Here is a 10,845-nt window from a genome sequence, read left to right as displayed (position 1 = left end):
CATTAAGTAAAGGGTCACGGTTACGGTGTCGCCACCACTTTTGTTAATTGCTTTCCTGATTTTGTCATTAATGGAAATCAGTTTGTCTTGGTCTCCTAATTTCGCCAGGTTAATACTTTCAATGCTGTAGTTGTCGATAGTTCCCGAAACTTTCATTGATCCCCATTTCCCAACGATGTGTTTCGTGTTGGGAATTTGAAGATGATAAGTCCAGGCGCCTTTGCCTGGCTGATGTTTTAATTCCAGTTTCTCGTCTTTAACTAAGTATTCCATGGTGTTACGGTCTGTTTTTTAGCCTTTCCGCTGATACGCAAATCTATGCATATGATCGGAAGCTGCAATAATTTTAAGAGTAAAATTAAAACTTTACTCCAAAACCCACAAACGCTAAAGATTATCTATTACATTTTGATAAGCGCACAACCATTTTTTTTTAGTAATTTAGAACCCCTCACTCCGCAAAATGTCCTCACGCTAAGGAACGAATAAAAACGCTCCGCTTTGCCACAGCAAATAACATAATTGCAATTATAGTCAATCTGCCTAAGCAAACCGTTGCCCTCCGCTCCGCACGCTCGTGTTAAAGCAGAAGCAGTGCTACGCTACGTGCAAACCAGTAGCATCATCACCTATATTTGCACATTATGCTAAATGCTTACCTTTTGTTTGGGTTAGCCCCCACAAGCCATCGCCTTCCAGCTGCCAAGGTTGTTGTAATTTAGAAAATCTGTTAACCGTTCCAATGCGCTGAGTGAAAAATACTTGCTGAAAAGTCCATGTGCCTACAGTCCATATATAGGAAGAAGAGTTAATTAGTGAAATCCCTGCAAGGCGCTCCCCGAACAACTCACTGGCTCAAAAAGGAAATGGGCTATGCTATCAACAAAAAACGTGTGGAAAAGCTTTACAGGCTACCTCGCTTGAGCGCCTTTGCACAGAGTTAGATTGGTATGATTCTGCAAGAAATATCGATGGTAGTTTATTGGATGAAGTTAATAAGAATACTTTGGAGTTAAAGAAGAAGTGTTATTAAGATCAACGTCTTTATGTTTTTTATATGTGCGGGTTGTATATGTTTCTGCCACAGCTCAATCAATTCTTGGTCAACGTCGTTTCTCAATTTAAAAGATTTCCACGGTGCGATTTTGGGCAGGCAGATTCTCAAAATTTCATTTTTATCAAAATATAATCTCGATTTTTCATAAATAATTGCCTGGTCAATAATTCCTGAATTTTTTAAATTTTGCGCGGTTTTTACACTTACGTTAAGAAGACTAGCTAAACCCTTTATTCCTTTAACTTTTTTAATGATGAAAACTTGGTTATTTGCAGTCTCAAAAAGATAGAAGAGTCCTTCAGAAGGCGCCATCTTGTTGCATTCGTTTTTTAAAGCTGAAATGTATTTTTCAGAAAGATTTTTATAAGATAAATAATTTTTAATAGTGTTAATGTCTGACTTATCCAATGCAGTAATCAGCGTTTTTATTTCTTCATTCAAACCTTCAAATGCATTCATGCTTATTTATTTAAGGTTTTTAAATATCTGCAAAGCTCTTTCGATGGGTTTGGCTTTTATATATTGTAGCAACATTGCTTCTGTGCTGTGTCCACTGAAATACATAATATCGGAGGTTGGCCAAATTCCATAATGATTGGTGCAGAAACTTCTACGCGCAGTATGTCCTGCAACTAAATCCTTCTTTGGGTAATAGCCCGGAACTCCGCGCCAAATTCCACTTTCTTCATCTTTTGGGTCCAGCAATACTTTTATTCTCTTTACTCCTAAGACGGTTTCGGTGATTTTCGATTGTTCACATACAAGTTTAATATAGTCATTGAATTTTTGATCTGAAATTCTTCGAGGAAACTCACCATTTCGTTTCTCGAGTATTCTAAGCACTCTACTGCTTAAAGGTAAAAGCATTTGTTTTTTCGTTTTCTTTTGAATGAAATTGATAAGAGTAACACCATTAATCGTTTTAAGCATTTCCTTATCGAACCGCAAAAAATCAGAAATTCTTTGACCAGTCTCATAACCAATCAGGAAAATATCCCGTGCATTGTCCAAATATTCGGGTAAATCATTATTGTTTTCAATATCTTCTATTTCCTTTGGCGTTAGATAAACTTCCAATATTTCCTCTGGGTTGTCCCGATTGTCTGTGTAAGGATTTTTAATTTTTTCTAATTTGTATTGTACACGTTCTAGTTTGTTATAAATTTCTAAATCAAGTTCATTGGAGGCATAGTAGCAGATCGTGCGTATAAAAGTAAGGTCTCGGGAAATTGTTCCGGCAGCATACTGGTTTTCGTTTGACCACTTTATGAACCGGTCCCGAAAATCGGTATTGATGTCAGTTGTTTTTAATCTTATCTTTAAATCACTCTCAAAGCGATCCAATTTACTTTTAACAACTCCCATCTTCTTTATTGTGTTAAAAGTTAAATCAGATTTGTAATTTTTATAATGTTCCAGAACCGTAATAAGATCATTTCCAACGATTTTAACAACAGTATTTTTCTTTTTAAAGCCAGGATGCAAATATTCATAGATGATGTCCTTGAACCATTCTTTAGTGAGAGACTCTTTATTTTCGGTGTTGTTGAAACGGTCAATAACCAAATTCCTCAGTTTATTTTCTTCTGTATCTAAGTCCGATGCGACCTTTCGTTTGTCCAAATTTTTGGAACTTTTTTCCTTTTCTCTTAAAATTGGGTCCTTATATGTCTTGTAAAAATATTCTTTGTCCACAAAAAATCTTTTATCTTCCAAAAGAGCGTCAAAGTAGATATCTTTTGATTTTTCAGCAAACTCAATCCTATACTGGAATCGCGCGGTTAAGTAGCCTTTATTTTTTGTAGATCTGAATTTATAATAGAGTGTTGACATCGCAAGACAAGTTGTAAAAATTTGTCTTGCAAATGTAGAATTAATCGAAATAGTATGAAAGTATAAAAAACTGAAATTATTTAATTATCTGACAGTCAACAATATAATTATTTTCAATTTCGTTAAATTTCAATAAATTACATAAAAGTGGGGCGATATCCTCCACAACCACTAATTTGTAAAAATTGGTGGTTTTTTTATGCTTTTTTCCCATTTTTCATTAGTCCGCACTGGCACGAAAAAATGGCCATGTTTAACAGAATTTCAAAAAGAATACAAAAAAAGCCGCAATAATGCGGCTTTAATTATTTCTATAAGAAAATCTTATTTTTTACCTACGATGTTTAGCTCCAGGTCAACACCTTGCGAAATCATCCAGTCTTTCGGGTCGCCTTCAGCGCCGTAAGCCAATCCCCAATCTTCTCTGTTGATGGTGAATTTAGACTCTAAACTTGCCTGATTTTCTGTAACCTCAACTTTCGCCGGGAAAGTCACGTTTACGGTTTTCCCTTTAATAGTCAGGTTTCCGCTTACGGTTTTATTTGCACCAACTGTTTTGCTTTCAGTTCCTGCAGCTAAATCTTCAACTTTCGTAATGTCGAATTTTACACTTGGATATTTTTCAACATCGAAGAAATCTGCACTTTTCAAATGCGCATCAAGATCTGCAGAAGTTTTACCGTCGCTCATCGCCGGGTCTACAGATTCCGGGCTTGTTACCAGACTGTTGATGTCAGAAACCAAACTTCCTGCAATCAGTTGTCCGTTTTCGAAAGCCAAAGTTCCGGACGCTTCCGTAGTTCCGAATCTTGGGTTCAGGCCACCTTTATGCGTTGCAGTCCAGTTTACGGTGCTGGCGTTGGTGTCTATGGCGAAGGTTTGCCCTGCGGTTTCCGCTACGGTTTGTTCGGTTGCAGTGGTTACCTGGTCAGCTTTTGCTTCGGTACAAGACACTGCAAATAAAAATGCTGAAAGTGCTAAGATTGTTACTTTTTTCATTGATCTAAATTTTTTGTTTTGTTTTATAGTGCAAAAGTACGGCTGATCGGGCGGCTGAGGCTTGACCTATGTTAAGAAAAGCTTTTGCTGGTTTTTTTTTATTTGGGCGCCTTTATCCGCCCTCCGTTCCCGCTTTTTTGCTCGTCGTTCCTCCTCGCAAAAAGAGCTCCACTCAGGTCGGGGCGCGTCCTACCATCGAAATTTTTCCGTTATTTCAAAATTTTCCTTCCCACAAAAATTGCCTGCTAAAACACCTAATTTTTCAGTTTTGTGGTCTATAAAAATTCGCCGCTAAAACAGCAAATTTTTTCATTTTAATAATTAATAATTCTTTATTCATTAATTTCAAAAGCGTCAAAGCCAATTTCTTATGCCGCAATTTTTCCGTATTTTTGCAAACTCTGAAAATTGAAATTTCAGCACATAAATGAAAGAAAACAAAGAATATATAGAAGTTTACGGCGCACGTGAACATAACCTGAAAAATATCGATGTTAAAATTCCGCGTAACGAACTCGTCGTGATTACCGGACTTTCCGGCAGCGGAAAATCCTCACTCGCTTTTGATACCATTTTCGCGGAAGGTCAGCGCCGCTATATTGAAACATTTTCCGCCTACGCGCGGCAGTTTCTCGGCGGACTGGAAAGACCTGATGTAGATAAAATAGATGGACTTTCGCCCGTTATTGCGATTGAGCAGAAAACTACAAATAAAAATCCGCGTTCCACCGTCGGCACGGTTACCGAATTATACGACTTTCTACGTTTACTTTTCGCGCGTGTGTCCGATGCGTATTCCCTGACTTCCGGTCAGCAGCTTGTTAGCTATACCGAAGAGCAGATTTTAGAAGCCATAAAAACCAATTATAAAGGCGAAAAAGTGATGCTTTTGGCGCCGGTTGTACGTTCCCGAAAAGGTCATTATCACGAACTTTTCGTGCAGATGGCGAAAAAAGGCTACGGACAAGCAAGAATTGATGGTGAAATTCAGGATATCGAATATGATTTGAAACTCGACCGTTATAAAACCCACGATATTGATATCATTATCGACCGCTGGATCATCGGTGAAAGCGCTTCGGAAAACCGCATGGAAAAATCCCTGAAAACCGCACTTCAAATGGGCGAGGGAATTGTCGGGATTCAAAAACTGGAGACTGAAAATATTGAGTATTTTTCCAAAAATTTAATGGATGCAGAAACCGGTCATTCACTTGCGCTACCGGAACCGAATACCTTTTCGTTCAATTCACCAAAAGGAAGTTGCCCGTATTGCAAAGGTCTGGGAACCGTAAAAAAAGTGAACACCGATTATTTTGTTGATAATCCAAAACTTTCCATCAATCAGGGTGGTTTATTGCCGTTGGAAGACATCAAGTCCAACAAATGGATTTTAGGCCAGATTAAAAATATTCTAGAAATTTTCGGACTTTCCTTAGCCACGCCGATAAAAGATATTCCCGCGGAAGCGCAGGATTATATGTACAACGGCTGTCATAAAGAATTCAACAAAGATTTGAAATACGCGGGCATTAATAAAAAAATAAAAGTCAATTTCGATGGTTTAATTTCTTTGATCAACGACATGATCGACGATAAAGAAAGCTACGATGCGATCTTGCTCGAACGCCATTTCACCACCGAAGAAACCTGTCCGGAATGTCATGGCACGCGTTTGCAACCATCAAGTTTAAGCTTTAAAATTGACGGTAAGAACATTGCGGAGATCAACGCGCTTTCGCTTTCCGATTTGAAAGAATGGCTCATTAATGTTGAAGATAAATTCAGCAAAAACAATAAAATTATCGCGCACGAAATTCTGAAAGAAATTAAAACGCGTTTGCAGTTTCTTTTGGATGTCGGTTTGGAATATCTCAGCTTAAGCCGCAGTTCGCGCACCTTATCCGGCGGTGAATCTCAGCGCATCCGTCTTGCGACGCAAATTGGTTCTCAGCTCGTAAATGTGCTTTATATTTTAGATGAACCTTCCATCGGTTTGCATCAGCGTGATAATGAAAGACTTATCAACTCCTTGAAAAACTTACGTGACATCGGAAATTCTGTGATTGTTGTTGAACATGACAAAGATATGATCATGGAAGCGGATGAGGTTTTGGACATCGGGCCGCGTGCCGGAAAATTTGGCGGTGAGATCCTTTGGCAGGGAAAACCTGAAGATTTGCTGAAAGCCGACACCATTACTGCGGATTATATCACCGGAAAACGCAAAATAGAAATTCCGGAAAAAAGGCGCGAAGGCAACGGAAAATCTTTGGTTTTAAAAGGTGCAACCGGAAATAATCTGAAAAATGTAAACCTGGAAATTCCGCTTGGGAAACTGGTTGTAGTCACAGGTATTTCAGGCAGCGGAAAATCTTCGCTGATTAACGGAACTTTATACCCGATTCTGAACCAGCATTTTTACCGCAGCGTTCAGGAACCTTTGCCATACAAAAAATTTGAAGGAATTGACAATATCGATAAAATTGTGGATGTGGACCAAACACCGATCGGCCGCACGCCGCGCTCAAATCCGGCGACATATACCGGAATGTTTACAGACATCAGAAATCTTTTTGCTGAACTTCCGGAATCAAAGATCCGGGCATACAAAGCCGGAAGATTTTCGTTTAATGTAAAAGGCGGACGCTGTGAAACCTGTCAGGGTGGCGGTTTGAAAGTCATTGAAATGAATTTTTTGCCCGATGTTTACGTTCACTGTGAAACTTGCAACGGCAAAAGATTTAACCGCGAAACACTGGAAGTTCGCTACAAAGGAAAATCCATTTCCGATGTTTTGGAAATGACCATCAACGAAGCGACAGAGTTTTTCCAGCCGATTCCGAAAATTTATGCAAAAGTGAAAACGATGCAGGATGTTGGTTTGGGTTATATCACGCTCGGTCAACAATCAACGACTTTAAGCGGTGGTGAAGCACAACGTATTAAACTCGCCACAGAACTTTCGAAAAGACAAACTGGTAATACACTTTACATACTGGATGAACCTACCACTGGACTTCATTTCGAAGATGTAAAAGTGTTGATGGATGCCATCAATAAACTCGTAAACCTCGGAAATTCCTTCATCATTATCGAGCATAATATGGATGTCATCAAACTTGCTGATCATATCATCGATATCGGTCCGGAAGGCGGAAAACACGGCGGTGAAATTATTGCCAAAGGAACTCCCGAAGAAGTGGCAAAATCTAAAAAATCACTTACTGCCAGGTTTTTAAAAAAAGAGTTGAACTGAAAAATTTTGCCTTTAAAGCACCGAAAAAAATGAACTACGAAATCCGCATCATGCAAGAGGAGGACGCTCCAAAAATCATCGACATTTATCAGCAGGGAATCGATGGTGGGAATGCCACCTACGAAAAGACGGCGCCCACTTGGGAAGCTTGGGATTCTAAATACCTGAAAGTTTGCCGTTTTGTACTTGAAAATGAAGCTAATGAAACCGTTGGTTGGTGCGCGCTTTTGCCCGTGAGCGACCGCGCATGCTTCAAAGGTGTGGCAGAAGTCAGTATTTACCTCGACGGTTCAGTGCAGGGAAAAGGTTTGGGGAAACTCTTGCTGAAAAAATTAGTTCTCGACAGCGAAGAACAGAAATTTTGGACCTTACAGGCGGGAATTTTTCCGGAAAATGAAGCCAGCATTGCCATTCACGAAAAGCTGGATTTCCGTGTGGTGGGGAGACGCGAACGGTTAGGACAGCTGAACGGCCACTGGCGCGATGTGGTGTTGCTGGAACGCCGTAGTGTTGTTGTTGGAACTGATTGATTTTCAGCAGGTACAGTTTTAATTAAAAAGTTTGGCATTAACATTGGAAGTAAGGTTTTAAATCAAAACAATTAAAATGAAAAATTTATTTAATATAATTATCGGTTCTGGTTTAGCATTGGCTTTATCTTCTTGTGGAACACAAAATGACGCCTACGGCAACAATTACCCGAACAACAGATATCCAACTAACGGAACGAACGGAACGGTGTACCGTGCTAATGACGGTGCGGTGTACAGAAGAGGTGAAGTGTACCGTGACAGAAGCGGAAATGTTTACCAAAACGGCCGGGTTATCCGTACGGGCGATGTCACCGGAAACCCGGGAATTTTAAGCGGAGGTAATAATACCGTTTATTACCCAAACAATACAAATCGTCAAAATTTGCCTCCAGGGCAGGCAAAAAAAATCTACGGTGGTCAGGCGACAGATTACGCAAAAGGTCAGCAAAAAAAGCGGGCGAAACAATACGACAACTGGGGCAACGATAACGACCACGCTTACAAAAAAGCGAAAGGTAATAAAGGTAAGAAAAACCACAAAAGAAAATAGTTCTAAAACATAAAAAAAGCGGGAAATACCCGCTTTTTTTTGTGAAATTAAATTCTGATCTATTTGTCAATGGAACCCAGAACTTTTTGGGCAAATGCATTTAAAGCATCGCGTTCCGCTGTTCCTTTTGCAACATCAGCGTGAACTTCGAGAGCGCCGCAGATATTGGTAATCAATTCGCCCACGACGTTTAAATCTTCTTCAGAAGCTCCGCGGAATTCCGAAAAAGCTTCTAAAACTTCTAAAGTTTTTTCCAGGTTTTCGGTGGGCTGCGTTTGATAGAACTGTCTGATAATTGGGAGTTTCATTAATTTAATTCTTTAAAAAGATTATTTAAACTTTCAGCCTGGTTAGACTGAACCTGATTTACCAACTCACCATTTTTGAAAATGGCAAACGTTGGTAAATTGTCCACTTTTGCTAATTTCCGGCTTTCCGGCAATTTTTCGGCATCTACATATAAAAACGGAATTTCTTCGTTTTCAGAAGCTAATTTTTTGAATTTCGGCTTCATGATTCTGCAGTTTCCGCACCAGGTAGCGCCGTATTGTACTACAACTTTTTCATTGTCTGCAACAATCTGCTGCAAAGTGTCTTCTGCTAATTCTGTGTACATAATGCTTTTTTTTAGTTTTGTGATGCTAAATATTCCGCTGTGGATTTTCTGTTCGCCTGCATAGCATCTTTACCTTCTTCCCAGTTTGCAGGGCAAACTTCACCATGTTTCTGCACGTGCGCGTAAGCATCGATTAATCTTAAAAATTCTTTTACGTTTCTTCCAAGTGGCATATCGTTTACCGCTTCGTGGAAGATTTTTCCGGTTTCGTCGATAAGGTAAGTCGCTCTGTAAGTTACGTTGGAACCTGTGAAAGATTCGTTACCTTCTTCATCATAATCAAAATCCTGATCTACGATTCCTAAAATATTTGCCAGCTGACGGTGTGTATCTGCTAAAATGGGATAAGTAACACCTTCAATGCCGCCGTTGTCTTTTGAAGTGTTCAACCACGCGAAGTGAACTTCGTTGGTGTCACATGAAGCACCGATAACTTTGGTGTTTCTTTTTTCGAATTCACCTAAAGCTTCCTGAAAAGCGTGAAGTTCTGTCGGGCACACAAAAGTAAAATCCTTTGGATACCAGAACAAAAGCACTTTCTGTTGGTTATTTACTGCTTCTTCGAATACGTTGATTCTTAAATCGTCACCCATTTCAGACATTGCATCGATGGTAACGTTCGGGAATTTTTTTCCTACTAATGACATAATATATATTGTTTGTTATTTACAGGTGCAAAAGTACACCGTTTTTATCAATTATAAAATCAAATTTGATTTATAAAATCTATAATGTTGAAATATCGAAAAATTGGTCTGTTTAGCAGCTAATTTATCAATTTCCGCTGAAAAGTTCAACCAAACTGAGAAATGTCAGCTGCTTCGTGGTGGTTTTAAATGTTATTAAAAAAATATTGAGTAAATTCACGTATCAAAAACTTACCGTGAAAAAGATTCTTGTTATTCTGCTGGTTGCTTTTATCCTCATTCAGTTTTTTCCGATTGACAAAAACAACCCGGCACCTACGCCGCAAATGGATTTTTTAAATATTAAAAAAACTCCCGAAAAAACGGCAAATTTAATTAGAAACGGCTGCTACGACTGCCACAGCAATGAGTCGAAATATCCGTGGTATTCCAACATCCAACCAATGGCGTGGTTTCTGCAGGATCATATTGAAGAAGGCAGAAAGGAATTAAACTTCTCCACCTTCGCAACATATCCACCGAAAAGAGAACTGAAAAAAATGCAGGAAGCCGCGGAACTGATCGAAAAAAACGAAATGCCGCTGGATTCTTATATTATTCTGCATCCCGAAGCTAAATTTACGGCGGCGGAAAAACAGGAGCTGATTCACTATTTTAAAACGCTTGCAGAAGAAACACGCCTGATGAACACGCTGCCGACGCAGGTGGAAAAATCAGAATTTAAAATACAATAATGACAAACACAGATGCTACTAAATATTATGTTTTTTACGACGGTGAATGCGGATTCTGTAATTTTTGGGTTCACTGGATTTTAAAACGCGATAATAAAAACCAGTTTTTATTTGCTGCTTTACAGGGTGAATTTGGCCAAAGATTTTTAAGCGAAAGAAATCTGGAATTGACCGATCTCGACACCCTTTACCTTTGGAAACCCGATGAATATTACCTAAGGAAATCGCATGCAGTTTTTAAAATTTCCGAGGTTTTAGGCGGAATTTATCAGTTTATATCAGTGCTGAGATTTTTACCTACCGCAATCACCGATTTTCTCTACGACCGCGTTGCGGAAAACCGAAAAAAACTGGCGACCCAAGCCTGCGAAATTCCGACGCCGGAAGAGCGTAAGAAATTTATCGGCTAAAACTGGCAAATTTTTGCAAATTTCCAATAGCAGCCGCGCTCCCGCGTGAGGGCGAAGGCTCCCAATCTTTGTTTTAGCGCGGCGGCAAAGCCGCCGCGCTAAAACAAAGATTGGGAGCCGAAGACCGACCCAAGCGGCTGCCGAGCCCGGCAAGGGGCACGCCCAAAATTTCTTACTTCGCTAAACCAAAACACTCTACAAATTCTT

At 39.5% G+C, this 10,845-nt stretch carries 12 protein-coding genes; 5 read left to right on the top strand and 7 right to left on the bottom strand.

What is annotated here, in order from left to right; genetic code table 11:
• The 4 genes from OA84_RS10280 to OA84_RS10265 all read right to left on the bottom strand — a co-directional run.
• A partial coding sequence (locus OA84_RS10280; protein ID WP_039345634.1) for a DUF1905 domain-containing protein occupies positions 1-273 on the bottom strand: 273 nt, incomplete at its 3' end.
• 739 nt (positions 274-1,012) lie between these two features.
• Positions 1,013-1,516, bottom strand: coding sequence for a DUF3853 family protein (locus OA84_RS10275; RefSeq protein ID WP_039345631.1), 504 nt, complete (start codon positions 1,514-1,516; stop codon positions 1,013-1,015).
• A 6-nt stretch (positions 1,517-1,522) separates the two neighbouring features.
• On the bottom strand, positions 1,523-2,890 hold the full coding sequence (locus OA84_RS10270; protein WP_039345628.1) for a tyrosine-type recombinase/integrase: 1,368 nt from the start codon (positions 2,888-2,890) through the stop codon (positions 1,523-1,525).
• Between the two features lie 324 nt (positions 2,891-3,214).
• Positions 3,215-3,889, bottom strand: coding sequence for a YceI family protein (locus OA84_RS10265; RefSeq protein WP_039345625.1), 675 nt, complete (start codon positions 3,887-3,889; stop codon positions 3,215-3,217).
• Between the two features lie 427 nt (positions 3,890-4,316).
• Between OA84_RS10265 and uvrA the strand changes: the two genes are divergently transcribed.
• From uvrA to OA84_RS10250, 3 genes are all read left to right on the top strand, one after another.
• Entirely contained in the window at positions 4,317-7,148 is a 2,832-nt protein-coding gene (gene uvrA, locus OA84_RS10260; protein WP_039345622.1) for an excinuclease ABC subunit UvrA, read from the top strand.
• Between the two features lie 29 nt (positions 7,149-7,177).
• Positions 7,178-7,678 (top strand): GNAT family N-acetyltransferase, encoded by a 501-nt coding sequence (locus OA84_RS10255; protein WP_039345619.1) that lies wholly within the window; start codon positions 7,178-7,180, stop codon positions 7,676-7,678.
• A 76-nt stretch (positions 7,679-7,754) separates the two neighbouring features.
• Complete coding sequence (locus tag OA84_RS10250; RefSeq protein ID WP_039345616.1) at positions 7,755-8,231, top strand: hypothetical protein; 477 nt, start codon at positions 7,755-7,757, stop codon at positions 8,229-8,231.
• A 59-nt stretch (positions 8,232-8,290) separates the two neighbouring features.
• On the opposite strand, the gene OA84_RS10245 is transcribed toward OA84_RS10250, so the two are convergent.
• Genes OA84_RS10245 through OA84_RS10235 form a run of 3 tightly spaced genes read right to left on the bottom strand, consistent with a single transcriptional unit; the run spans position 8,291 to position 9,494 of the window.
• A complete protein-coding gene (locus OA84_RS10245) occupies positions 8,291-8,539 on the bottom strand; it encodes a DUF6952 family protein (protein WP_039345613.1) in 249 nt (82 codons plus the stop codon).
• Positions 8,539-8,847, bottom strand: a complete 309-nt coding sequence (locus tag OA84_RS10240; protein ID WP_039345610.1) for a thioredoxin family protein — start codon at positions 8,845-8,847, stop codon at positions 8,539-8,541. The genes OA84_RS10245 and OA84_RS10240 overlap by 1 nt, the downstream gene beginning before the upstream one ends.
• A gap of 11 nt (positions 8,848-8,858) precedes the next feature.
• Positions 8,859-9,494, bottom strand: coding sequence for a peroxiredoxin (locus tag OA84_RS10235; protein ID WP_039345605.1), 636 nt, complete (start codon positions 9,492-9,494; stop codon positions 8,859-8,861).
• A gap of 236 nt (positions 9,495-9,730) precedes the next feature.
• Between OA84_RS10235 and OA84_RS10230 the strand changes: the two genes are divergently transcribed.
• Together OA84_RS10230 and OA84_RS10225 are read left to right on the top strand one after the other, a co-directional pair.
• Positions 9,731-10,228, top strand: coding sequence for a heme-binding domain-containing protein (locus OA84_RS10230; RefSeq protein WP_052252192.1), 498 nt, complete (start codon positions 9,731-9,733; stop codon positions 10,226-10,228).
• Positions 10,228-10,638, top strand: coding sequence for a thiol-disulfide oxidoreductase DCC family protein (locus tag OA84_RS10225; RefSeq protein WP_039345603.1), 411 nt, complete (start codon positions 10,228-10,230; stop codon positions 10,636-10,638). The genes OA84_RS10230 and OA84_RS10225 overlap by 1 nt, the downstream gene beginning before the upstream one ends.
• Positions 10,639-10,845 lie beyond the last annotated feature (207 nt).

The organism is Kaistella solincola, from assembly GCF_000812875.1.
GTDB lineage: Bacteria > Bacteroidota > Bacteroidia > Flavobacteriales > Weeksellaceae > Kaistella > Kaistella solincola.
Note: the sequence above shows the minus strand (reverse complement) of the source record. Positions and strands in the feature narration are given on the sequence as shown.

What these genes read in the sequence shown, in the direction of transcription:
- OA84_RS10275 (WP_039345631.1), bottom strand. Translation starts at nt 1,516, where the DNA reads ATGAATGCATTTGAAGGTTTGAATGAAGAAATAAAAACGCTGATTACT.
- OA84_RS10270 (WP_039345628.1), bottom strand. Translation starts at nt 2,890, where the DNA reads ATGTCAACACTCTATTATAAATTCAGATCTACAAAAAATAAAGGCTAC.
- OA84_RS10265 (WP_039345625.1), bottom strand. Translation starts at nt 3,889, where the DNA reads ATGAAAAAAGTAACAATCTTAGCACTTTCAGCATTTTTATTTGCAGTG.
- uvrA (WP_039345622.1), top strand. Translation starts at nt 4,317, where the DNA reads ATGAAAGAAAACAAAGAATATATAGAAGTTTACGGCGCACGTGAACAT.
- OA84_RS10255 (WP_039345619.1), top strand. Translation starts at nt 7,178, where the DNA reads ATGAACTACGAAATCCGCATCATGCAAGAGGAGGACGCTCCAAAAATC.
- OA84_RS10250 (WP_039345616.1), top strand. Translation starts at nt 7,755, where the DNA reads ATGAAAAATTTATTTAATATAATTATCGGTTCTGGTTTAGCATTGGCT.
- OA84_RS10245 (WP_039345613.1), bottom strand. Translation starts at nt 8,539, where the DNA reads ATGAAACTCCCAATTATCAGACAGTTCTATCAAACGCAGCCCACCGAA.
- OA84_RS10240 (WP_039345610.1), bottom strand. Translation starts at nt 8,847, where the DNA reads ATGTACACAGAATTAGCAGAAGACACTTTGCAGCAGATTGTTGCAGAC.
- OA84_RS10235 (WP_039345605.1), bottom strand. Translation starts at nt 9,494, where the DNA reads ATGTCATTAGTAGGAAAAAAATTCCCGAACGTTACCATCGATGCAATG.
- OA84_RS10225 (WP_039345603.1), top strand. Translation starts at nt 10,228, where the DNA reads ATGACAAACACAGATGCTACTAAATATTATGTTTTTTACGACGGTGAA.